The following is a 21,852-nucleotide window of genomic DNA, read 5'->3' as shown; positions in this document are numbered from 1 at the left end:
AGTGTAGCGATCAGGCACTCTAGCCGCCCCGGATTCCGTCCCGTGGCCATGCGTTCGATCCGCATGCCGCACTTTTTCGACACGAGATGCCATGAAAACCCCCGCAGGCTTGCAAGCACTCATCGATGACGGCGTCATCGATGCGGTCATGCGGCCGCTGAAAAGTGGCAAGGAGGCCGCCGTGTACGTGGTGCGCGCAGGCAATGAGATTCGCTGCGCCAAGGTGTACAAGGACATGGCGCAGCGCAGTTTCCAGCAGCGCGTGCAGTACCAGGAGGGGCGCAAGGTGCGCGGCAGTCGCGAGGCGCGGGCGATCGGGAAAGCCAGCAAATACGGGCGCAAGCAGCAGGAAATCGCGTGGAAGAACACCGAGGTTGACGCGTTGTACCAGCTGCGCGATGCCGGCGTGCGCGTGCCGGAGCCTTACGGGTATTTCCACGGCGTGCTGGTGATGGAACTGGTGGTGGATGCCGACGGCCATTCCGCGCCGCGGCTGGGCGAAGTGGAGCTGTCGCACGACCAGGCCTGCGGCTTCCACCGCTTCCTGATGCGGCAGGTGGTGAAGATGCTGTGCGTTGGCCTGATCCATGGTGATCTGTCGGCCTACAACGTCCTGGTGGCGCCGGATGGGCCGGTGGTGATCGATTTTCCGCAGGTGGTCAGCGCCGCCGGCAACAACGCCGCGCGCGCCATGCTGCTGCGCGACGTCAACAACCTCACCGCCTGCCTGGGCGCCTGGGCGCCGGAGTTGCTGGAGACCTGGTACGGCGAGGAAATGTGGGCGCTGTTCGAGGCGGGCGAGCTGCGTCCGGACAGCGAGCTCACCGGCGTGTTCATCCATGATGCATCCGCGCCTGATCTGGATAGCGTGCGCGACGCCATCAACGATGCGCGCGAAGAGGCGCTGATCCGGCAACAAGGCCGCGAAGCGGCAGCCGGAGAGGATTAGGCAGGGCCTGATCAGCTCCATTCGGGAGCTGGTCCGAAAATCCTTGCGCCCGGCGTCCGGGAAAGGGGCCGAGGCAGCGCTTGATCGCCGATTCCATCCGCCATGTCACGCGGATACAGGGCTTGCGCCTGCGCCGCGTGACAGGCCGGATCAGCGGGACGTGACGCTTTTGATCAATGCGGGCGGCTTGCGCTGGTCCGGGCGCGAGTGGAAGGCCGTTGCAGGTTTGCTGCGCAGTGGCGTATTGCCCAGGACTTCGATGCGGCCCCCGCGTTTGCGGAACTGGGCGATGTCATCGGCGATGGATTGTTGGCTCATGGATCGAGCGTCAACGGCGGGCTTCGTAGGCTTGCGGGCCATGCGTCTCCTTTGCGTTGCGGAAGTGCGTGGCTATTTTATGCGAAAAATGGAAATTCTGCAAAAATAATGGATAAAAGCAGCCAAAACACGTTTACGTCATCGAAAATTAAAAATCAGGTGTCGGCCACAGGGGCGGGCAGTGCGCCTGTCCATGTGCCGGCGGCGCGCTGCCGAAGTTCCCTCCGGTTTGCCTCAGGTCAAGGCATGGCCGGCAGCCCGCCTTTAGGCTGCCGTAACCCTGAACGGCCATGCCCATGCCTGCATCCAATCACACGCTTGCCATCCGCTTGCTCGGCTTGCTGGATTTGACCAGTCTGGGCGAGGGCGATACGGCCGCACGAATTCGCGCGCTGTGCGCGGCCGCGCGCACCCCGCATGGCGTCCCTGCAGCGGTGTGCGTGTACCCCGAGCACGTCACCACGGCACGGGAAGCGCTGGCAGGAACGTCGGTCAAGGTGGCGACCGTGGTGAATTTTCCCGACGGCGGCGCTGATTCCCGGCGCGTCGCGCGGGAAACCCAGCGTGCGATTGCCGCCGGGGCCGACGAAATCGACATGGTTCTGGCGTGGCGGGCGCTCAAGGCCGGCGATGCCGCGAGTGCGCGGGCTGGCGTGGACGCTTGCCGCGCGGCGTGCGGGCCTGATATCGCAATGAAGCTGATCCTGGAAACCGGTGAGCTGGCGCGGCCGGACTTGATCCGCCAGGCCAGTGACATCGGGTTGGATGTCGGCGTGGACTTTCTGAAGACATCCACCGGCAAGGTGCCGGTCAATGCCACGCTGGCGGCTGCGGCGATCATGCTGGATGCGATTGCCGAGCGCGGCGGTACCTGCGGCTTCAAGGCTGCCGGCGGCATCCGCACACTGGCCGATGCGCACGAATACCTGGCCTTGGTCGATGGGCGGCTGGGTGCGGCGTGGGCGACGCCCGCGCATTTCCGCATCGGTGCCAGCACGCTGTTCGACGCCATCCTCGCTGAATCGGAGCGTTGAGCGATGGCGCGTGCGATCTGGCTGGTGCTGGACTCGCTGGGCGTGGGCAACGCACCCGATGCCGCTGCCTATGGTGATGCCGGTGCCGATACCTTCGGCCATATTGCCGGCGCCTGCGCGGCGGCAGCGCGCGGCCCGCTGCGCCTGCCAACCCTGACCCGGATGGGCTTGCCGCAGGCGCATGCGCTGGCCACCGGGCAGGTTGCGGCGGGTTTCGAGGCAGCGCCCGCACCTGCGGCGCTGTGGGGCTGCATGGCTGAGCGCGCCTGCGGCAAGGACACGCCCTCTGGCCATTGGGAAAGCGCAGGGGTGGTGCTTGAACGGCCCTTCGGCGTGTTCGAGGCAACGGAAACTACCTTCCCCCCGGCGCTGCTGGAAGCGCTGATCGAGCGCGGCACGCTTCCCGGCGTGCTGGGCAACTGCCATGCCTCGGGTACCGAGATCATGGCAAGGCTTGGCGCCGAGCATGTCGCCAGCGGCAAGCCCATCGTCTATACCTCGGCGGACTCGGTGTTGCAGATCGCGGCGCACGAGGAGCATTTCGGGCTGGGGCGTCTGCTGGAACTCTGCCAGCTCGCCCGCGAATTGCTGGCGCCCTGGAACATCGGCCGGGTCATTGCCAGGCCGTTCACCGGCGATGCGGCCAGCGGGTTCCACAGGACCGGGAATCGCCGCGACTACGCGCTGCCGCCACCGGCGCCCACCCTGCTGGATGCGGTATGCGCGGCGGCCGGCGAGGTGATTGCGGTGGGCAAGATCAGCGACATTTTCGCCGCGCGCGGTGTTTCCAGGAAACTGCCGGCCAGCGGGCATGACGCGCTGTTCGATGCCACCCTGCAGGCGCTGGCGCAGGCCGGTGATGGCGCGCTGGTGGCCACCAATTTCGTGGATTTCGACAGTGTGTACGGGCATCGCCGCGACCCGCTTGGCTATGGCGCGGCACTTGAACACTTCGATGCGCGCCTGCCGGAGCTGCTGGATGTACTGCGCAATGGCGACTTGCTGGTGCTGAGCGCCGACCACGGCTGCGACCCCACGTGGCCGGGCAGCGACCACACGCGCGAATGCGTGCCGCTGCTCGCGTTTGGCCCCGGCCTGGCGCCGCGCGCATTGGGGCGGCGCGACAGTTTCGCCGATTTGGGGCAGGGCATCGCCACCCATCTCGGCCTGCCCCCACTGGCTGCTGGTCGCAGTTTCCTGATGGATTGAACGGCATGAGTACCCCGCATATCGAGGCCGCCGTCGGCGCCATTGCCAATACCGTGCTGTTGCCCGGCGATCCGCTGCGCGCGCGCTTCGTCGCGCACGAAGTGCTCGACAGCCCGGCGCAGGTCAATGCTCGCCGCAACATGCTGGGTTATACCGGCCGCTGGCACGGGCAGGCAGTAACGGTGATGGGCGGTGGCATGGGCATTCCCTCCACGGCGATCTATGTCACCGAGCTGGTGCGCGTGTATGGCGTGCGCCGGATCATCCGCATCGGCACCTGCGGCGGCATCGGCGAGGTAAACCTCGGGGATGTACTGTTGGCGCAGTCCGGAAGCACCGACTCGCGTTTCAACCGGATGCAATTCGGCGGCCATGATCTGGCGGGCTGCGCCGATTTCAGCCTGCTGCGCAACGCGGTGGATGCGGCGTCCCGGCAGGGTATCGCCGCGCGTGTGGCGGGGGTGTTCAGTACCGATTGCTTCTACGACGGCGATCCGGCCTTGCTTGCGCATCTGCGCCGGCATCGGATTTGCGGCATCGAAATGGAAACCGCCGGCCTGTACGGGTTGGCCATGCGCGAAGGGTTCCAGGCGCTGTCGATCCTGGCGGTCAGCGATCATCTGGACAACGATGTGCACATGCCCGCAGAGCAGCGCGAGCAAGGGCTGGTACAGATCGCACGGCTGGCATTGGCGAGTGCGATAAACGAGAATCCTGGCTGATGTCCAGGCGAATTTCGCTATGCTGGCCGGGCTGCGCCAGTGGCGCAAGACAATGGGGAAACCGATGAATCGTGCAACTGCCGTGATCTTGCTTGCGCTCACGTGCGTTTTTCAGCCAGCGGCCACGGCGCAGACCGTGGCCCCGATGCGGCCGATGGTGGTGCCGAAAATCGGCGGTGCCGCGCAGATCGATTACAAGGCGCTGTACAACCAGGAGCGCGAAAAAAACCAACGGCTGCGCGAGCAGTTGGATGCCTGGACGCGCAGGGGCGGCAGCCTGGTGCATGCCTATTGCGAATCGCCCACGCGCAGCGCCAATAGCGCGGGCGAGAGCAGCGACTGCGCCGCCGCCGGCTTTGCCTGCGAGCCGGTCAGCGGCCTGTGCCGGACGACGGCCGCCAATTCCGATCAGTGCGCCGCCGGTTTCATCTGGTGCTCCAGCAACGACCATTGCGTGCGCAGCGCGCAGGAATGCCCGTGACCGGATCGGCAGCGGCACGCCGCGTGAATTGCGGCTGCGCGCCCGTTGCACGACCATCCTGGTTTCCTGATGCGATGAGGGCAACGCCATGAGCGATACCTGGTTGACCAGCTTGATCACCGATACCCCGCAAGCCGGCTTCGAACTTGCGATCAAGCTTTCCCGGGTGGCGGTGAAGTACACGCAACCCTCGGCCGAGATACGCGGACAGCTGCGCCCGGACTATGCCGAAGACGCCAGTGCGTTGATCGCGTCCTCGCACGTGGTGGCGGTGAATTTCCAGACCATTTCCGCGGCCAACAACTACTGGCGCGCTGGCTGAAGACCAGAGAGTGATGGCTGCCTTGACATGGGTCAGGGCGGCGTCATCGGTGCGGCGTAGCATGGCCTCGGTTTATCGCGAACAGGAGCCATTGGCATGTCGATCCAGCTTGATCCAGAACCCAACGTCCACGTCTTCGATGCGCGTGGCATTGCCCGCCGCTTCCGCCACTCCGCCATCTTCGGCGCGTTGGGCGCGTTGCGCAACGGCGAGAGCATGCGCTTCATCAATGACCACGACCCCATTCCCTTGCTGGGCCAGCTCACCCAGCGCTTCGGCGAGCACCTCACGGTGTCGTATCGCCAGCGCGACCAGACTGGCGTGGTCATCGACTTTGGCGTCACCGGTTTGCCGGAGGAATAAGCCCGTGAATCTGCCCGTCTTCTATTCGCAGGTGCCGCGCATCCTGCTGCGTGATCCGCTGGCCGAGCTGCTGGGTGCTGCGGAAGGCGGGCTGATCGAGTACGGGTATGCCGATGCGGTGCGCCTGGCCGGGCATTCCTGCCCGACCGTGGCGGGTGCCTATCTGATGGCGCGCGCCGGTCTGCGCGCGCTGTATCCGGAGGGCGTGCCGGAGCGCGGCGGCGTGGTGGTGACGATGAGCGCGGCGGAGGTGGAAGGCACCACCGGCGTCGTCGCCCAGGTGTTCACCCTGCTCACCGGCGCGGCGGCCAACAACGGCTTCCACGGCATCGGGGGGCGGTTCGTTCGGCACGGGTTGCTGCGTTACGGCGGTAGCGACCTGGGCTGCATCGCCAGTTTTCGCCGCAGTGACAACGGTGACACGGTGCAGGTGTCGATGGATCTTTCCACGGTGCCTCCCGCGCCGCAGATGCGCGCGCTGATGGGGCAAGCCCTGGCGGCCGATGCCAGCGATGACGTGCGTGGCGCGTTCGGTTCGGTCTGGCAGGATCGGGTGCGCAAGCTGTTGCTGGAACATGCCGACGATCCCGCGGTGATCCGCGTCGAGCGCCGCGCGTAAGCAGCTCAGCGCTTGACTGCCAGCACGCCGTCCAGCGCCAGTTCGGCCTGGAAGCCGGCGTGTTGCAGCCGTTTCACCACTTCGCGTGGCACGTCACGGCCCGAGGTGAGCTTGTTGGGGCTGCCGGTGTAGTGGAACAGACGTCCGCCGCGGCGCAGGACGCGCGCAAGCTGCTGGTAAAACGCCAGCGAATACAGTTCACCTGCGATGCCGAAGCGTGGCGGATCGTGCAGTGCCGCATCGAACGCGGCATCCGGCAACTGCAGGATGGCCTGCGAGACGTCGGCCAGCGCCAGCGCCAGCCTGCCGTCGCTGTCGTCGGCATCCGGCGACCACGGATTGAGCGTGCGCAACCACAGCACATCCTCGTTTTTTTCAAACGACTGCAGATGCCTCACCCCGGCGTCGAGGCAGCAGCTGGCGAAATAGCCAAGTCCAGCGCAGGTATCCAGCACCGTCTTGCCCGCCGGTTGCACCAGCGCCACCTTGCGGCGCGCATCGTCCAGCGGGGATTCCCGTGACGTCGGCAGCATCTTGATGCCGTCGATTTCGAAGGTGGGGACGTTCCATTCGGTCGGCACCAGCTTGATCAGCTTGCCGGCATAGCGCGAAATCGGCGCGAATGCCGCACCGTCCCACCAGTACAGCGTGCGGTCCTTGAGCGGGCCGGGATAGTCATAGCGCAGGCCGCGCCAGTGCCAGTGATCGCTGGACAGGACGGCCTCGCCCGTGCTCCGGCCCAGGTCGAGCGAAGCTTGCCAGGTGCTGGCGCCGGCCGCGCGCGCCGCCAGCAGGGCGTCGCCCAAGGGGCGGGTGAGCAGGGGGCCGGGATAGCGGGGCATGCGCAAATGATACCGACAGCCTGAAGCCAACCGTGTTTTCCGCGACAATGCCGCCTGTCGCTCCACGGCCACTTGAATTTGCCGATGCTCCCATTTCGCCTTGCGTTGACCTTCTTGTTGATCGCCGCCAATACGGTCGTGCATGTCGCCCCGCTGCTGCTGGTGGCGCTGCTGAAGGTGATGTTGCCGTTCCCGCGCATGCGCGCGCTGTGCAATCCGTTGTTGACCGGGTTGGCGGAAAGCTGGATCGGATTCAACAGCTGGATGTGGGATGCCTTCACCGACACCCGCTTGAACGTGCAAGGCGCCGCCGAGTTGCGCGCCGACGGTCATTATCTGGTGCTGGCCAACCACCAGAGCTGGGTGGACATCCTGGTCTTGCAGAAAGTGTTCAATCGGCGCATCCCGCTGCTGCGCTTTTTCCTCAAGCGCCAGTTGTTCTGGGTGCCTTTGCTGGGAATGGCGTGGTGGGCGCTGGATTTCCCGTTCATGGGCCGCTACACGCCCAAGCAGATCGCACGCAACCCGGCGCTGGCCGGGCGCGACATCGATGTGACCAGGCGCGCGTGCGAAAAATTCCGCGCCATCCCGGTGGCCATCATGAATTTCGTGGAAGGCACCCGCTTCACTGCAGCCAAGCACGCCCGGCAGTCTTCGCCTTACCGGCATCTGCTCAAGCCGAAGTCGGGCGGCGTGGCATTCGTGCTGGATGCGATGGGCCAGGGACTGCAGGCAATCCTGGATGTCAGCATCGCCTATCCGGCGGGCTCTCCGTCCTTGCTGGACCTGTTGGCCGGGCGCATCCCCGAGGTGCGCGTGCAGGTGCGCCAGCACCCGATTCCGGCCGATCTGGTGGGCGGCGATTACCAGAACGACCGTGACTTCCGGATTCGCTTCCAGCACTGGATGAACGGTCTGTGGCGGGAAAAGGATGCGGCGCTGGGCGAGTTGCTGGGCGCCGCGCCGGCGCCGCCGCCGGATTGATCGAAGTCAACGTATTCGCCGCTGCATCGTTCATTGTCGAATCGTCACTCCCGGGAGCCAGGCGCATGCATGCCACCACTCGTTCGCGTTACGCACCGACCATCCGCTACCTGCACTGGCTGATGGCGGTGTTGATCCTGCTGGCCTACGTGCTGATCGAGCAGCGCGGCCTGTTCCCGCGCGGCAGCAGTGGGCGCGCAGCGATGATGCAGGGCCACTTCTGGGCCGGCATCGCCATCTTCCTGCTGGTCTGGTGGCGGTTGGCCAGCCGCGTGCGCGGCGGCGCCCCGGCCATCACCCCGCCGCTGGATCGTTTCAGCGCGCTCGTCTCCAGGCTGCTGCACCTGTCGCTGTATGCCTTTTTCATCGTGATGCCGCTACTGGGCCTGGCCACCGCATGGACCGACGGGAAAGCGATCATGATTCCATTCACCGGGATTGCTCTGCCGGCGCTGCTGGCGGAAAACGAAGACTTGGCGCATTCGCTGGAAGACCTGCACGGCACCATCGGCGAAGTCTTCTACTGGGTCATCGGCGCGCACGTGCTGGCAGCGCTGTGGCACCACTGGGGACGGCGCGATGACACCTTGAAGCGGATGCTGTAACCGCTCGCTGCCCGGTGTTTGATCCAGATTAAGGCGGGGTCATCCAAATCGGTGCATCGTTGCAATGCCCCATTGCGGGCTTGCGAGTAGGGAGAGACGATCATGGAATACCGAGTCCAGCTTTCGGCTCCCGCCCCCGATCTCAGCGCCATTGACGACGCCGTTCGGGATGCGGATCCGGCGGCGTTCGTGGATTTCGATCCTGCCGATGGCGCGCTGCGCGTGACGGCCTGGCTGAGCGCCGAGGAATTGGCCGTGGTATTGGCGCAGGCTGGCATCCCCGCCAACAAGGTCGAATTGCAGCCGTCGGTCTGTTGCGGCGACTGCAGCGGTTGAGCGTTGTTGCGGTGCTAGAGTGACGGCCCTGCCGCCCCCTGAGAGCCCGCATGCACGCAGCGTCGTCCTACCCCATCGGAACGCCAGGCACGCCTTGGTCTGCGCTTGAAGTTGCCGAGTGGCGCGCAGCCCAGCGCAAGCATCGCAGCTATGCAGGCGATGTGCTGGCAAGGATCGATGCGCTGCGCGGCGCATTCCAGGTGGAGCAGTACGGCATGCTGGACTACGGCGACGATGGCCGTTATCCGCTGTTCGTCCTGCGCAGCCACGACTGGAATGACGCATTGCCGGTCGCCCTGGTCACCGGTGGCGTGCATGGCTACGAGACCAGCGGCGTGCATGGCGCGCTGCAGTTCGCCGAGCGCCATGCGGCGGATTACGCGGGCCGCATGAATCTCCTGATCGCGCCCTGCGTGTCGCCTTGGGCCTATGAGCGCATCCATCGCTGGAACCCCGATGCGCTGGACCCGAATCGAAACTTCCGCGCCAACAGTCCGGCCGGCGAATCGGCGGCGCTGTGGGCGCTGGTCCGGCCGCTGCACGGCCGCGTTCTGGTGCATATCGACCTGCACGAAACCACCGACAGCGACGAGAGCGAGTTTCGCCCGGCGCTGGCGGCGCGTGATGGCAAGCCGTACCAGCCCGATACCGTCCCCGATGGGTTCTATCTGGTGGACGATACCGAGAACCCACAGCCGGCGTTCCAGCAGGCAATCATCGCCGCAGTGGCGCAGGTCACGCATATCGCACCGGCCGATCCCGATGGCACCATCATCGGTTCGCCTGTGGTCGCGCCGGGCGTGATCGAATATTCGCTGGTCAAGCTGGGCCTGTGCGCTGGTATCAGCGGCGCGCGTTACACCACGACCACCGAGGTCTATCCGGACAGCCCGCGCGCCACGCCGGCGCAGTGCAACGATGCGCAGGCGGCGGCGGTGCGCGCGGCGCTGGAGTTCGCGCTGGCCCACCGCTGAACGTGCCGCCGTGGCGGATGCTCAGCGCGGCGTTTCCTGCCGGCTCATCCGCCACAGCATCAGCGCGAAGGCGACAATGCCGCCGGCCAGGCCCAGCGCCAGCGCCAGGTCGGCGCGGGCCGGGTCGCTGGCGAGCTGGTTGACCGGCATCTGCCAAGGCATCGCCACGCCGATCTTCGCTGAGGTGGCGACCACTGCGAAGAAGGTGCCGGCGATGCCCGTCGCCAGCGCCGGCACGAAGCTGGCCCAGCGCAGCGCGATCCACAGCTGCACCGCCACCAGCAGCCACGCGGCGAGGAAGATGCGGCCCAGCAGAAGCAGATGGGCGGCGAAATCCGGCGCGCCGGTGGCGGCCACCGCGGGCTTGGCGATGCCGGCGGCGGCGACCGCCAGCGACGTCAGCAGGGCCAGCAGCAGGCTCATCGCCGCGACCAGCGCCAACACGCAAACGGCCTTCGCCGCGTACAGGTGCCAGCGCGGCAGCGGCAGCGCGCGCAGGTGGTCCCAGGCGCGCGGGCCGTGCTCGGTCTGCGCCACCAGCGCGGTCAGCGCGGTGACGCTCATCGGCAGCATGAAGAACGCCCAGATCGCCGCCGAGAATTGCAGCGACATCGTCCACGGCGCGGGCTTCTCCCCGCGCAGCAGGTTGAAGAACACGAACACCGCGATCAGCAGCGGCGCGACGGTGGCCAGCAGCACGGCCAGCGAGCGGCGCAGCTTGCAGGCCTCCACCGCGAGCGCGGTGGCGAAGCGGGCAGGGCGAACGGAGAAAGTGGGCGAGGCAACGGACATGGCGGGCTCCGGATTTGGGGCGATGTCAGGCCGCCGCCGCGACGGGCTGCGCGGCCTGGCGGTAGAGAAGTTCGAGGCTGCGCTGGCGCGGCGCGAGCGCATGCACGTGCACGCCGGCCACGCACAGCACGCGGTTGAGCGCGGCGGTCGCGCCGCGCGGTTCCTCGCCCGCGTCGAAGCGGACGATCACGGTGTCGTCGGTCTGTTCCGCCATGAAGCCGTGGCCGCGCGCCACCGCCACCGCCCATTCCGGCGCGTCGGTGCCGACCTCGACTTCGCTCGCCAGCCCCGCCTTCAGTTCGGCCAAGGCGCCTTCCAGCACCAGCCGGCCGTGGCTGAGGATGCCGACGTGGCTGGCGACCTGCTCGATCTCGCCGAGCAGGTGGCTGGACAGCAGCACGGTGGCGTTGGCGCGCTCCGGCAGTTCGCGCAGGAAGCGGCGCATGTCTGCGATGCCTTCCGGGTCGAGACCGTTGGTCGGCTCGTCCAGCACCAGCACCGGCGGCGCGCCCAGCATCGACCGCGCCAGCCCGAGGCGCTGGCGCATGCCCAGCGAATAGTCGGCGACGCGACGGCCGGCGTGCGCACTCATCTCCACGATCTCCAGCACGCGGTTGGACTCGCTGGCTGGCAGGCCCAGCAGGCGGCGGCTGAGGTCGAGGTTCTCGCGCCCGCTCAGGTGCGCGTAGAAGCCCTGCGCCTCCAGCAGCGCGCCGACGTTGCGTGCTGCGGCGATGCGATCCGTCGCGACGTCGATGCCGGCGATCCGCGCGCTGCCGGCGTCCGGCGCCAGCAGGCCCAGCAGCAGCTTGATGGTGGTGGTCTTGCCGGCGCCGTTGCGGCCGAGGAAGCCGTAGACGCTGCGCTCCGGCACCGTCATGTCGATGGCGTCGACCGCGGTGCGCTGGCCGAAGCGGCGGGTCAGGCCGCAGGTTTCGATGGCGTGGGGCATGGAATCACCGGGAATGAAGTTTTAAGTGCGGGATAAAGTTTGTACATGAGCGATAATTTAAGTCAAGCTTAAAGTTCCTCTTCGTCGCCATCTCCCGGAATCCCGCCGTCATGCCAATTTCCGACCGTTTCCGCAGCCACTGCCGCCTGTTGCGCATCGCCACGCTGGTGGTGTTCTTCGGACTTGCCCTGCTGCTGTCGCTGGGTGCGAGCGGGTTGCCGTGGCTGCGGGCGCCGGGCGATGCCGAGGCCGGCACGCGCTCGCTGTTGCTGCTGGTGCGCCTGCTGCCCGGCCTGGGCTACCTGTGGGCGCTGTGGGCGGTGCAACGGGCGCTCGGCGACCTCGCCGCCGGCCGGCTGTTCCATGCGGCGGTGGCGCGCGCGATCCGCCACATCGGCATCGGCGTGCTGGCCGGCGCGCTGCTCAGCGTGTTCGCGATCACCAACCTGTCGCGGCTGATCGTGGGCGGGCAGGGCGGGCTGGCCTACTTCGACCTGTCGGGGATCGTGCTGGGCGTGGTCGGGGCTGCGCTGGTGCTGCTGGCGCGGGTGGTCGACAGCGCCCGCGCCCTGCAGGCCGAACTCGACGAGATCCTCTGATGCCGATCCGGATCACCCTGGAGGCGATGCTGGCCCGGCGCGGCATGACCGCGCGCGAGTTGGCCGCGCGGGTCGGCATCAGCGAGACCCAGATGTCGCTGTTCCGCAGCGGCAAGGTGCGCGGCATCCGCTTCCGCACGCTGGCCAAGCTGTGCGCGGTGCTGGAGTGCGCGCCGGGCGATCTCCTCGATTACGCCGCCGATCCGGCGGACCTGCAGGCGGCGGACGAGGACTGACGCGCAAGGAGGACGAAAGTCACGGGCGCATCGAGCGCCGGATGGCTACGCTCGCGGTTTCCCTTCGCATCGGATCGAACCATGAAGCGTTCCCTGCTCGGCCTCGGCATCGCCGGCGTGCTGGCCGTCGCCAATTCCTCCGCCACCGCCGCCACGCCCGCGGGCAAGCCGCAGCTGGGCAGCTTCGGCGTGGACCTGTCCGCGCGCGACACCTCGGTCAAGCCGGGCGACGACTTCAACCGCTACGCCAGCGGCCGCTGGATCGACACCTACGTCCTCAAGGACTACGAGACCAACTACGGCTCGTTCAACCAGCTGCGCGACCGCGCCGAGGAGCAGACCCGCGCGCTGATGCAGGAACTGCTGGCGAGCAAGGATCTGGCGCCCGGCAGCAACGGCCGCAAGCTGCGCGACTACTACGACAGCTTCATGGACCGCGCCGCTCGCGACGCCGCCGGCATCTCGCCGCTCAAGCCGGTGCTGGAGCGCATCGCCGCGATCGACTCGAAGGACACGCTGGTCGCCGCGTTCGGCAACGCCGGCATCGACGGCAGCGATGCGCCGTTCGGCCTGTACGTGGGCACCGACCGCAAGGACCCCGACCATTACCAGGTCGTGCTCGGCGTCGGCGGTCTGGGCCTGCCGGACCGCGATTACTACCTCAATCCGGATGCGCGCTTCGTCAAGATCCGCGAAGCCTACGTCGCCCACATCCAGCGCATGCTCGGCTTCGCCGGCGTCACCGGCGCCGACGCCAAGGCGCGCGCCGAGGCGGTGCTGGCGCTCGAAACCGCGCTGGCCAAGCCGCAGTGGGACCGGGTGAAGCTGCGCGACCGCGACAAGACCTACAACGTGTTCACTTTTGCGGAGCTGCAGACGAAGTTTCCCGGCTACGACTGGGCCGCGCAGCTGCGCGCGCAGGGCATGCCGCAGCCGGAGAAGTTGAACGTCAGCACCCCGGACGTGATCCAGCCGGTCATCGACGTGATCGCGGCCACCCCGCTGGCGACCTGGCGCGACTACCTCACCTTCCACGCCATCGACGGCAACGCCGACCTGCTGAGCACCCAGATCGACGACGCGTCGTTCGAGTTCAACGGCAAGGTGCTGGGTGGCCAGAAGGCGCAGCGCGAGGACTGGAAGCGGGCGATGGCCCTGGTGGGCGCCCGCAACGGGCTGGGCGAGGCGCTGGGCGAGCTGTACGTGGCCCGCTACTTCAAGCCGGAAGCCAAGGCCGCGATGGACCAGCTGGTGGAGAACCTGCGGGCCGCGCTGCGCAAGAACATCGAGCAGATCGACTGGATGGGCGACGCGACCAAGGCCGAAGCCTTCCGCAAGCTATCCACCTTCCGCCCGAAGATCGGCTATCCGTCGAAGTGGAAGGACTATTCCAGCGTCGCGATCAAGGCGGACGACCTGCTCGGCAACGCCGTCGCCCTGCGCAGGTTCAACCGCGCCGACCAGAACCGCCGCGTCGGCCAGAAGACCGACCGCGAGGAATGGGGCATGACCCCGCAGACGGTGAACGCCTACTACAACTCCGCGTTCAACGAGATCGTGTTCCCGGCCGCGATCCTGCAACCGCCGTTCTTCGATGTGAACGCCGATCCGGCGGTGAACTACGGCGGCATCGGTGCGGTGATCGGCCACGAGATGGGCCACGGCTTCGACGACCAGGGCAGCAAGTCCGATGCCGACGGCATCCAGCGCAACTGGTGGACCGACGAGGACCGCGCCCGCTTCGAGCAGCGCACCAAGGCGCTGGGCGCGCAGTACGACGCGTACTGTCCGCTGGACGGCCAGTGCGTCAACGGCGGCCTGACCATGGGCGAGAACCTGGGCGACCTGGGCGGCCTGTCGATGGCCTACACCGCCTACCAGCTCAGCCTGGGCGGCAAGCCGGCGCCCGTCATCGACGGCCTGACCGGCGATCAGCGTTTCTATCTGGCATGGGCGCAGGTGTGGAAGGGCAAGTACCGCGACGAAGCGCTGCTCAACCTGATCAAGACCAACCCGCATTCGCCGGTGATGTACCGCGCCAACGGCCCGCTGCGCAACCTGGATGCCTGGTACAAGGCGTTCGACGTGAAGCCGGGCGACGCCATGTACCTGCCGCCGCAGCAGCGCGTGCGCATCTGGTAAGGCGCGGGGCCGACCGCCGGCATTGAGGCGGGAGCTGCGATGCCGCAGCTCCCGCTTGCAGGCGTCAGTGGGCGGACGCCGGCTTGTTTGCGAGTGCAGTCACGGCGTCCAGCGCGAGTTTGACGTGCTTGTTCGGGTTCAGGTCGTCATGCACGAACGCGATGCGGCCATCGCGGGCGATCACGTAGGACGTGCGGCTGGACATGTCCGGCTTCAGCATCAGGGTGGCATCGAATGACTTGGCGATCCTGGCCCCGTCATCGGCTGCCACCGGGAATTTTCCGGCGCATTTTTCAGTGTCCTTCGAAAATTCCGCCAAACGCTCGGTATTGCCGGCGGTGATGCCGATCACGCTGGCGCCCTGCGCCTTGAACTTGTCGATGGCCTGCGAAAACGCTGCTGCCTCGGCATTGCAGCCGGGCGTGAAGGCGGCCGGGAAGAAATACAACACCACCGGGCCTTTTTGCAGCGCGTCCTTGAGGGTGAAGGTGAAGGCCTTTCCGGCCAGGAACGCGGGAGCGCTGAATGCGGGGGCCGGCGTGCCCGGTTTCAGTGCAGCGCTTGCGCTGATCGGCAGCAGTGCGGCGGTGGCGAGGACGGCTGCGGCAAGGCGGGTCAGGGGCTGGCGCATGGGTGGCTCCGTGGCGATCGGTTGGGGTGTGATGGCGGCCATTGGATGCCGTATCGTGTTCCCTGTACGTGAATTGGAACGGATTGGATCAGGCCATGGCGACCGGTTGGGCCGGCGACGGCGCGGTACAGGATCAGATCGACGCAACGGTGAATGATGCCATCGCCCGTGCGCGCAGCCGGCTGCCCAGCGGCCCGGGGTTGGATCGCTGCGAGGAGTGCGATGCAGCGATCCCGGAGGCAAGGCGCCGGGCCATCCCCGGTGTGCGCCTGTGCGTGGCCTGTCAGGAAGCGCGCGATCGTGAAGAGGCGTCCGCCAGCAGTTACAACCGGCGCGGCAGCAAGGACAGCCAGTTGCGCTGACCAATGAAAAACGCCCGGCACGTGGCCGGGCGTTTGCATGCATCGATGCGGTGCGGTGCTCAGTTGATGCTGAACGCCAGGATCATGCCGAGGATGGCTGGCAGGATCACCGCGCTGCCATTGTCATAGCGGCCGTACTGGTAGCGGCCGAAGTATCCGTCGCGGTAGCCGCGCTCGAACCCCTGGCGGAAGTAGTAGCGGTAGTCACCCCGGCTGACGTAAACGCCGTTGTAACCCATGCTGCCGTCCAGATAGCCATAGTTGTTTTGGTAGTCGAAGCGCCAGCGGTCGGCGCGGTCCGCCTGGCCTGCGTACCAGCCTTCACGGTAGCCATCGCGAATGGCCTGCTGCAGCATCTGGGCACCGTAGCTGTTGGTGCTGTACCAGCGGCCACCGTAGTTGTAGCGATAGTTGTACGGCGTGTAGAAGAACGGGCTGTTGTAGTCAAACCGATTGCGGTTCCAGCGTGCCTGTTCTGCTTGCCAGCGGCGCCAGTAGTCCTGCTGGTAGCGATATTGGGCGTTGCGGTGTTCGCGGTTCAGGATGTTGTAGTGGCGTTGGTACTCGGCGCGGCGACGGAATTCCTCGCGCTGCCATTGCGCCTGCTGCCGGCGTTGTTCCTCGATCCTGCGCTGTTGCTGGTCGCGCGGGATACGGTTGTTCCAGTCATGCTGGCGATTGTCCCGGTCGTCCCGGTCGTCCCGGTCGCCGCGCCAGTCGCGGTCATCCCGGCGGTCATCCCGGCGGTCATCGCGGCGGTCATCGCGGCGGTCATCGCGGCGGTCATCGCGGCGGTCATCGCGGCGGTCATCGCGGCGGTCATTCCGCCAATCGCGGTTGTCGCGGCGGTCGTCGTGCTGGGCATCCCGCGCCAGCGCCTGCTGCATCAGTGCCGCCTGCGGGCTGCGCGGCGGTTCGCTGGCCTGCTGCCGCTGCGCCTCTCGACGCTGCTGCTCCTGTGCGCGCTGGTCGGCTTGGCGCTGCTGTTCGGCGGCACGCTGGCGATCCTGCTGCTGGCGGGCCAGTTCGCCCCAGTTTTCCCGGCGCTGCGCATCGCTGCTGCGCGGCGTGCGGGAGTCTTGCCAGGCTTGTCCGAATCGACCCTGCGGGTTGTCCGCGCGCGGGCCGCGGTCGTCCACGGGAGGGTCGCGCAATGGGCGGGTGCGGGATTCTGGCTGGGGCTGCGCGCGGGGTTCGGCGCGCGGCGATTCCACGGCGACGGGCGACGAGCGCTCGCTGGAGCTTGCGCGGGCTTCTTCGCGTTTGGCGCGACGCTGGTCGCGCAGTTCCTGCAGATTCTGGCGACCTTCGTGGTTTCCATCGCGATCCTGCGGCAGGGCGAATGCGGGCGCCATGGCGCTGAACGCGATCGCCGTGCCCAGCAGCGCGCTGGTCAGGTTGCGGATGTTGGCGAAGTGACTCATGGCTTGTCTCCCCGGGCGCGACCCATTCGCTCCCTTGCACGCAGTTAGCAGCCACGGGGATGAATCGTGGCTGAGATTTTCGACGCTGGCGCGCGCTTGCAAGCCCGCGTTCAGGATTGCAGCAGTCTCCGGGACGCATGACCAACGACAGGCCCGCCCAGCGCGCAGCCGTGCGAAGGTAATCGTTCGTTCCCCAGGACACGCCCATGCATTTGCATCGAAGCCTGTTTGCCTTGGCCATGGTCACCGCTGCTTTCGGCGCCCACGCGCAGCAACCCGATTTGACCGCCACCACCGCTGCGACGGGATTGCCGCGCACAGCGGAGCAGCAGGTCACCACGATCGAGCGGGCAGACCTCTCATTCAAGGTCGATCCCGCCCGGCAGTGGCTGGATGGCGACGCAACGCTGGCACTGCGCGTGGCATCGCCGGTCGCACGATTGGTGGTGGATCTGGATCGCGATTACGCGATCGATCTGGTCGAAGTGGATGGCCGGCCGGTCGATGCTGCGCATTGGCGCAACCCGGAAGGGCGGATGAGCATCGATCTGGCCCAACCGCTGGTTGCCGGCGGGCAGGCCAGCTTGCGCATCCGTTACAGCGGGCATCCGCACGTGGCGAAAAAAGCGCCATGGGATGGCGGTTTTGTGTGGGCCAGGGCGCCGGGTGGCGAGCCCTGGGTTGCCACCGCGGTGCAGGGCGAAGGCTGTGACCTGCTCTGGCCCTGCATCGACCATCCGATGGGCAAGCCGCTGGAGGTTGTCGAGCACGTCACCGTGCCCAGCCCATTGGTGGCCGCCGGCAACGGCGTCGCCGAGGGGATGGACGAGCGCGGCGGTTGGCGCACCTGGCATTGGCGCGCGAAGATGCCGAACACGTATGCCATCGCGCTCAACATCGGCCCGTATGAGGTGCTCCAGGCCGAGTACAAGAGCCGTTACGGCAACACCATCCCGCTGCGGTTCTGGTATCTGAAAGACCACAAGGCCAAGGCCGAGGGCTTGTTCGCGGAATTCGCGCCAATGCTGGATTTCTTCGAGGAAACGATTGGTCCCTATCCGTTTGGCGATGAAAAGATGGGCGTGGTGGAAACCCCGCACCTGGGCATGGAGCACCAGACCATCAATGCCTACGGCAACGACTACCGCAAGGCCGAGACCGGCTATGACTGGCTGCTGCAGCACGAGTTCTCGCACGAATGGTTCGGCAACCAGCTGACCAACGTCGATTGGGACGACCTGTGGCTGCATGAGGGCCTGGGGACGTACATGCAGCCGCTGTACTTGCAGTGGCTGCGCGGCGACATGGAGTACATGGCCGCGCTGATGAGAATGCGCAGTGTCCTGATGCTGCGCTACCCCATCGTCAGCGGCCACGGCATGGTTGAAAAAGACGTGTCCAGCGCCGATCGCGGGCCGGGGAACGATGTCTATTACAAGGGTGCGCTGATGCTGCACACCTTGCGCGGATTGATCGGTGACGATGCCTTCCTGCGCGCCATCCGCGAGCTGGTCTATGGCACGGATGCGCCGCGGCCCGGCAACTTCAAGCCACGCTATGCCTCGACCACTGATTTCATCGAACTGGTGAATCGCATCACCGGCCAGGATTACGGCTGGTTTTTCGATGGGTATCTGCGGTCGGTGAAGCTGCCGGAACTGCTGGCCACACGCAGCGGCAACACCTTGCAGTTGCGTTGGAAAACCGAAGGCGACAAACCCTTCCCGATGCCGGTGCAGGTGCGCGTTGGCAAACGCGTGGTGGAGGTGGCGATGACTGGCGGCCGCGGTGAAGTGGCGGTGCCGCCGGGCGAGAGTTTCACGCTGGACCCGCATTCCAGGATCCTGCGGGACTTGCCGTACATGACCGACTTCCATAAAGACATGGCGGAGCGGGCCAAGGCGGCGATGAAGAAACCTTGATTGCCCGGGGCGCGTTCGCGCCTCGCAGCGATTTCATGCCAACCAGCGCGCCGCCCCCAGGCCGGCGCGTTGGCCACTGGCAAAGCACGCGGTGAGCAGGTAGCCGCCGGTCGGCGCTTCCCAGTCCAGCATTTCGCCGGCGCAGAACACGCCGGGGACAGCGCGCAGCATCAGCGCATCGTCCAGCGCTTCCAGCCGCACGCCGCCAGCGGTGGAAATGGTTTCCGCCATCGGGCGCGGGCGCAGCAGCTGCAGCGGCAGGCGCTTGATGGTGGCCGCCACCTTGGCCATGTCCTGCAGCGCGGTCTTGTCCAGCACTTCGAACAGCAGCGCAAGCTTTGCGCTCTCCAGGCCGGTTTGGCGGCGCAGATGGTCGCCGAGGCTGCGGCTGCCGCGCGGCGTTTGCAGGTCGGTTCGCAGGCGATCCAGCGCGCGACCGGGGGCCAGGTCCAGGTGCAGCGAGGCAGTTCCGTTGCGCGCAATGGCGGTGCGCAACTCGGCGGCGATGGCATAGATCAAACTGCCTTCGATGCCGGTCTCGGTCAGCACGCATTCGCCTTGCAGCGCGTGCCTGCCGCCGGCTGCATCCTGCCAATGCGCGATGACGGGCTTGAGCGGTGCGCCCGCGTGCTTGTGCGCAAGATGCGCGCTCCAGCCGATGTCGAATCCGCAGTTGGCCGGCTGCAGCGGGGCGATGTCGACCCCGCGCTGCGCCAGCGTGTCCACCCATGCGCCATCGGAGCCCAGCTGCGGCCAGCTGCCGCCGCCCAGTGCCAGCACCACCGCATCGGCAGCGACGAAGGCGTGCCCTTCGGCGGTGGCGAAACGCAGGCGGCCATCGTTCTCCCAGCCCAGCCAGCGGTGCTGCACGTGGAACTGCACGCCGGCGTCCTTCAGCCGCCGCACCCAGCCGCGCAGCAGCGGCGCCGCTTTGCGATCGCGCGGGAAAACGCGGCCAGAGCTGCCCACGTAGGTGTCGACGCCGAGCGTTCGCGCCCAGTCGCGCAATGCACTGCCATCGAATGCATCCAGCCAACGGCCCACCGCCTCGGCGCGCTCGCGGTAGCGCGCATCGAACGCCGGGCGGGGCTCGGAGTGGGTGAGGTTGAGCCCGCCCTTGCCGGCGATCAGGAATTTTCGCCCCACCGATCCCTTGGCTTCGAACAGGTCCACCGCAAACCCGGCCGCGCGCGCGACTTCGGCGGCCATCAGGCCAGCGGGGCCGCCGCCAACGATGGCGATGCGCTTAGACATGGATGGCGCTGTGAGCATGCGTGCATGATTCCACGTTCGGCTGCGGATGCCGATACCGGCGTTTCACCGCGCCGGTACAATGGCGCGATGTGGACCGCCATTACCCGTGAGGTCAGCCCCGCGCTGGCCGGATGTGAACTCTCCTTCGTGCCGCGCAACCCGATCGACGTGGCGCTGGCACGCGAGCAGCATGCTGCGTACTGTCGCGCGCTGGAGTCGCTGGGCTGCCATGTCATCCAGTTGCCGGCGCTGGCGGATTTTCCCGATTCGGTGTTCGTCGAGGACGTGGCGCTGGTGTTTGATGAGCTGGCCATCGCCACCCGTCCGGGCGCCGAATCCCGTCGTGGCGAGGGCGCTGCCGTGCATGAACTGCTGGGCAGCCTGCGCCCGCTGCTGCGCATCGAAGCGCCGGGCACGCTCGACGGCGGCGATGTGTTGCGGATCGGCAAGCGCGTGTTCGTCGGCATGTCTGCGCGCAGCAACGAAGCAGGCCGCGCGCAACTGCGCGAACTGTTGGCGCCCTACGGCTATACGGTAGAAGGCGTGGCAACGCGCGGTTGCCTGCATCTCAAATCGGCGGTAACCCAGGTTGCCGACGACACCCTGCTGGTCAACCGCGCATGGCTGGCGGATGCGTCGCCATTCGCTGGCTGCCGGATCATCGACGTGGATCCGGGCGAAGCACACGCGGCAAACGCGGTGCGCATCGGCGATGCACTCGTGTACCCGGATTGCTTTCCGAAGACGCGTGCGCGGTTGCAGGCAGCAGGCATCCGCGTGACGGCGATCGATGTGTCCGAGCTGCAGAAAGCCGAGGGCGCGGTGACCTGCTGCAGCCTGCTGCTGCGCACGCAGGCAGGCGCATGATCCTGAATATCGCCGCCTACCTGTTCACCGTGATCGACGATGCCGATGCGCTGGCGCAACGTCTTCGTGAACAGGCGGCCCACGCCGGGTTGCGCGGCACCATGCTGGTCACGCCGGAAGGCTTGAACCTGTTCCTCGCTGGCGACGACGCCCCGCTGCGCAGTTTTCTGGCGTGGCTGCGAAGCGATCCGCGCTTTGCCGGTCTGCATGCCAAGGAAAGCTGGAGCGACGTGGTGCCGTTTGCACGGCTGAAGGTCAAGCGCAAGCGCGAGATCATCACCTTTCGCCGCGAACAGGCTTCGCCGTTGCAAGCCGGCCTGCGCGCGCCTGTGGTGGCGCCGCAGGACTTGGCCCGCTGGATCGCGCAAGGCCATGACGATGCCGGCAAGCGCCTGGTGCTGCTGGATACCCGCAATCGGCAAGAAGTGGCATACGGCACGTTCCAGGGCGCGTTGACCTTGCCCATCGACAAGTTCACCGATCTGCCGGAGGCGTTGGCACCGCATCGCGATGCACTGCGCGATGCCACGGTGGTCAGCTTCTGCACCGGCGGCATCCGCTGTGAAAAGGCGGCGCTATGGTTGCAGCACGACGGCATGGACAACGTGCTGCAGCTGGACGACGGCATATTGGGCTATTTCGAGCAGGTCGGCGGCCTGGGCTACGATGGCGGTTGCTTCGTGTTTGACCAGCGGGTGGCGCTGACCCCGCAGCTGGCGGCCGTGGCCACCACCGGAGACGCGAACGTGCAGAAGGTCGCATGAGCTGGATCGGCATCGTCGTGCTCGTGCTTGGCGTCTGGCTGGCGCTCAAGGTCGCGGGCGTGCTGTTCAAGCTGCTGCTGTGGGCGGTGGCCGTGGTTGCCGTGTACTGGTTTGCCGCGCCCTACCTCGGCCTGCCCTGGCCGTTCTGA

27 protein-coding genes are annotated in these 21,852 nt (G+C 66.9%); 20 read left to right on the top strand and 7 right to left on the bottom strand.

The features are described from left to right. The first annotated feature begins 91 nt into the window (after positions 1-91). Positions 92-949: a PA4780 family RIO1-like protein kinase gene (locus LIW09_RS07700; protein WP_256645066.1), complete on the top strand. Its 858-nt coding sequence runs from the start codon at positions 92-94 to the stop codon at positions 947-949. A gap of 150 nt (positions 950-1,099) precedes the next feature. On the opposite strand, the gene LIW09_RS07695 is transcribed toward LIW09_RS07700, so the two are convergent. Continuing rightward, positions 1,100-1,267 carry a hypothetical protein gene (locus LIW09_RS07695; protein ID WP_256645065.1) on the bottom strand — a complete coding sequence of 56 codons (168 nt, stop codon included), beginning with the start codon at positions 1,265-1,267 and terminating at the stop codon, positions 1,100-1,102. Between the two features lie 296 nt (positions 1,268-1,563). Here LIW09_RS07695 and deoC point away from each other — a divergent pair, with 296 nt between their 5' ends. The 7 genes from deoC to LIW09_RS07660 all read left to right on the top strand — a co-directional run bounded on the left by deoC (position 1,564) and on the right by LIW09_RS07660 (position 6,017). Beyond that, the gene (gene deoC, locus LIW09_RS07690) at positions 1,564-2,301 is read left to right on the top strand and encodes a deoxyribose-phosphate aldolase (protein ID WP_256645064.1); all 738 of its coding nucleotides are present in this window, start codon (positions 1,564-1,566) and stop codon (positions 2,299-2,301) included. A gap of 3 nt (positions 2,302-2,304) precedes the next feature. After that, positions 2,305-3,510, top strand: coding sequence for a phosphopentomutase (locus tag LIW09_RS07685; RefSeq protein WP_256645063.1), 1,206 nt, complete (start codon positions 2,305-2,307; stop codon positions 3,508-3,510). A gap of 5 nt (positions 3,511-3,515) precedes the next feature. Then, a complete protein-coding gene (gene deoD / locus LIW09_RS07680; RefSeq protein ID WP_256645062.1) occupies positions 3,516-4,232 on the top strand; it encodes a purine-nucleoside phosphorylase in 717 nt (238 codons plus the stop codon). Between the two features lie 136 nt (positions 4,233-4,368). Further along, complete coding sequence (locus LIW09_RS07675) at positions 4,369-4,713, top strand: hypothetical protein (RefSeq protein WP_256645061.1); 345 nt, start codon at positions 4,369-4,371, stop codon at positions 4,711-4,713. A gap of 88 nt (positions 4,714-4,801) precedes the next feature. Continuing rightward, a complete protein-coding gene (locus tag LIW09_RS07670; protein WP_256645060.1) occupies positions 4,802-5,035 on the top strand; it encodes a hexameric tyrosine-coordinated heme protein in 234 nt (77 codons plus the stop codon). Between the two features lie 96 nt (positions 5,036-5,131). Next, positions 5,132-5,398, top strand: coding sequence for a DUF2249 domain-containing protein (locus LIW09_RS07665; protein WP_256645059.1), 267 nt, complete (start codon positions 5,132-5,134; stop codon positions 5,396-5,398). 4 nt (positions 5,399-5,402) lie between these two features. After that, on the top strand, positions 5,403-6,017 hold the full coding sequence (locus LIW09_RS07660) for a hypothetical protein (RefSeq protein WP_256645058.1): 615 nt from the start codon (positions 5,403-5,405) through the stop codon (positions 6,015-6,017). Positions 6,018-6,022: 5 nt separating this feature from the next. Here LIW09_RS07660 and LIW09_RS07655 read toward each other — a convergent pair whose 3' ends face one another. Then, the gene (locus tag LIW09_RS07655; protein WP_256645057.1) at positions 6,023-6,859 is read right to left on the bottom strand and encodes a class I SAM-dependent methyltransferase; all 837 of its coding nucleotides are present in this window, start codon (positions 6,857-6,859) and stop codon (positions 6,023-6,025) included. An 84-nt stretch (positions 6,860-6,943) separates the two neighbouring features. On the opposite strand from LIW09_RS07655, the gene LIW09_RS07650 reads away from it, so the two are divergent. From LIW09_RS07650 to LIW09_RS07635, 4 genes are all read left to right on the top strand, one after another. Further along, on the top strand, positions 6,944-7,843 hold the full coding sequence (locus tag LIW09_RS07650; protein ID WP_256645056.1) for an acyltransferase: 900 nt from the start codon (positions 6,944-6,946) through the stop codon (positions 7,841-7,843). Between the two features lie 65 nt (positions 7,844-7,908). Next, positions 7,909-8,448 carry a cytochrome b gene (locus tag LIW09_RS07645; protein ID WP_256645055.1) on the top strand — a complete coding sequence of 180 codons (540 nt, stop codon included), beginning with the start codon at positions 7,909-7,911 and terminating at the stop codon, positions 8,446-8,448. Positions 8,449-8,550: 102 nt separating this feature from the next. After that, the gene (locus tag LIW09_RS07640; protein WP_256645054.1) at positions 8,551-8,784 is read left to right on the top strand and encodes a hypothetical protein; all 234 of its coding nucleotides are present in this window, start codon (positions 8,551-8,553) and stop codon (positions 8,782-8,784) included. 50 nt (positions 8,785-8,834) lie between these two features. Then, positions 8,835-9,758, top strand: a complete 924-nt coding sequence (locus tag LIW09_RS07635; RefSeq protein ID WP_256645053.1) for a M14 family metallopeptidase — start codon at positions 8,835-8,837, stop codon at positions 9,756-9,758. Between the two features lie 21 nt (positions 9,759-9,779). Here LIW09_RS07635 and LIW09_RS07630 read toward each other — a convergent pair whose 3' ends face one another. Both LIW09_RS07630 and LIW09_RS07625 read right to left on the bottom strand, forming a co-directional pair. Further along, positions 9,780-10,550, bottom strand: coding sequence for an ABC transporter permease (locus LIW09_RS07630; RefSeq protein WP_256645052.1), 771 nt, complete (start codon positions 10,548-10,550; stop codon positions 9,780-9,782). A gap of 25 nt (positions 10,551-10,575) precedes the next feature. Beyond that, positions 10,576-11,502 (bottom strand): ABC transporter ATP-binding protein, encoded by a 927-nt coding sequence (locus LIW09_RS07625; RefSeq protein WP_256645051.1) that lies wholly within the window; start codon positions 11,500-11,502, stop codon positions 10,576-10,578. A gap of 110 nt (positions 11,503-11,612) precedes the next feature. Between LIW09_RS07625 and LIW09_RS07620 the strand changes: the two genes are divergently transcribed. The 3 genes from LIW09_RS07620 (at position 11,613) to LIW09_RS07610 (ending at position 14,479) form a co-directional block, all read left to right on the top strand. Further along, positions 11,613-12,101 carry a DUF2975 domain-containing protein gene (locus LIW09_RS07620; RefSeq protein ID WP_256645050.1) on the top strand — a complete coding sequence of 163 codons (489 nt, stop codon included), beginning with the start codon at positions 11,613-11,615 and terminating at the stop codon, positions 12,099-12,101. After that, positions 12,101-12,337: a helix-turn-helix domain-containing protein gene (locus LIW09_RS07615; protein ID WP_256645049.1), complete on the top strand. Its 237-nt coding sequence runs from the start codon at positions 12,101-12,103 to the stop codon at positions 12,335-12,337. The genes LIW09_RS07620 and LIW09_RS07615 overlap by 1 nt, the downstream gene beginning before the upstream one ends. Before the next feature lie 81 nt (positions 12,338-12,418). Continuing rightward, complete coding sequence (locus LIW09_RS07610; protein ID WP_256645048.1) at positions 12,419-14,479, top strand: M13 family metallopeptidase; 2,061 nt, start codon at positions 12,419-12,421, stop codon at positions 14,477-14,479. A gap of 64 nt (positions 14,480-14,543) precedes the next feature. Here the strand turns inward: LIW09_RS07610 and LIW09_RS07605 are convergent, their stop codons facing one another. After that, entirely contained in the window at positions 14,544-15,110 is a 567-nt protein-coding gene (locus LIW09_RS07605) for a peroxiredoxin (protein WP_256645047.1), read from the bottom strand. A 95-nt stretch (positions 15,111-15,205) separates the two neighbouring features. On the opposite strand from LIW09_RS07605, the gene LIW09_RS07600 reads away from it, so the two are divergent. After that, the gene (locus LIW09_RS07600) at positions 15,206-15,472 is read left to right on the top strand and encodes a DksA/TraR family C4-type zinc finger protein (protein ID WP_256645046.1); all 267 of its coding nucleotides are present in this window, start codon (positions 15,206-15,208) and stop codon (positions 15,470-15,472) included. Between the two features lie 59 nt (positions 15,473-15,531). Here LIW09_RS07600 and LIW09_RS07595 read toward each other — a convergent pair whose 3' ends face one another. Further along, positions 15,532-16,896, bottom strand: coding sequence for a hypothetical protein (locus LIW09_RS07595; RefSeq protein ID WP_256645045.1), 1,365 nt, complete (start codon positions 16,894-16,896; stop codon positions 15,532-15,534). Positions 16,897-17,102: 206 nt separating this feature from the next. Here LIW09_RS07595 and LIW09_RS07590 point away from each other — a divergent pair, with 206 nt between their 5' ends. Continuing rightward, positions 17,103-18,818, top strand: a complete 1,716-nt coding sequence (locus LIW09_RS07590; RefSeq protein WP_256645044.1) for a M1 family metallopeptidase — start codon at positions 17,103-17,105, stop codon at positions 18,816-18,818. A gap of 33 nt (positions 18,819-18,851) precedes the next feature. Here LIW09_RS07590 and LIW09_RS07585 read toward each other — a convergent pair whose 3' ends face one another. Beyond that, complete coding sequence (locus tag LIW09_RS07585; protein WP_256645043.1) at positions 18,852-20,072, bottom strand: TIGR03862 family flavoprotein; 1,221 nt, start codon at positions 20,070-20,072, stop codon at positions 18,852-18,854. A gap of 24 nt (positions 20,073-20,096) precedes the next feature. On the opposite strand from LIW09_RS07585, the gene LIW09_RS07580 reads away from it, so the two are divergent. Genes LIW09_RS07580 through LIW09_RS07570 form a run of 3 tightly spaced genes read left to right on the top strand, consistent with a single transcriptional unit; the run spans position 20,097 to position 21,852 of the window. Continuing rightward, the gene (locus LIW09_RS07580) at positions 20,097-20,939 is read left to right on the top strand and encodes a dimethylarginine dimethylaminohydrolase family protein (RefSeq protein WP_256645042.1); all 843 of its coding nucleotides are present in this window, start codon (positions 20,097-20,099) and stop codon (positions 20,937-20,939) included. Further along, entirely contained in the window at positions 20,936-21,703 is a 768-nt protein-coding gene (locus LIW09_RS07575) for a sulfurtransferase (protein WP_256645041.1), read from the top strand. The genes LIW09_RS07580 and LIW09_RS07575 overlap by 4 nt, the downstream gene beginning before the upstream one ends. Beyond that, entirely contained in the window at positions 21,700-21,852 is a 153-nt protein-coding gene (locus LIW09_RS07570) for a hypothetical protein (protein ID WP_256645040.1), read from the top strand. Before LIW09_RS07575 ends, LIW09_RS07570 begins: the two co-directional genes overlap by 4 nt.

It is taken from the genome of Thermomonas paludicola (assembly GCF_024498955.1).
Classification (GTDB): domain Bacteria; phylum Pseudomonadota; class Gammaproteobacteria; order Xanthomonadales; family Xanthomonadaceae; genus Thermomonas; species Thermomonas paludicola.
The sequence above is the reverse complement of the archived record's forward strand: the minus strand, read 5'-3'. Positions and strand labels throughout refer to the sequence as shown.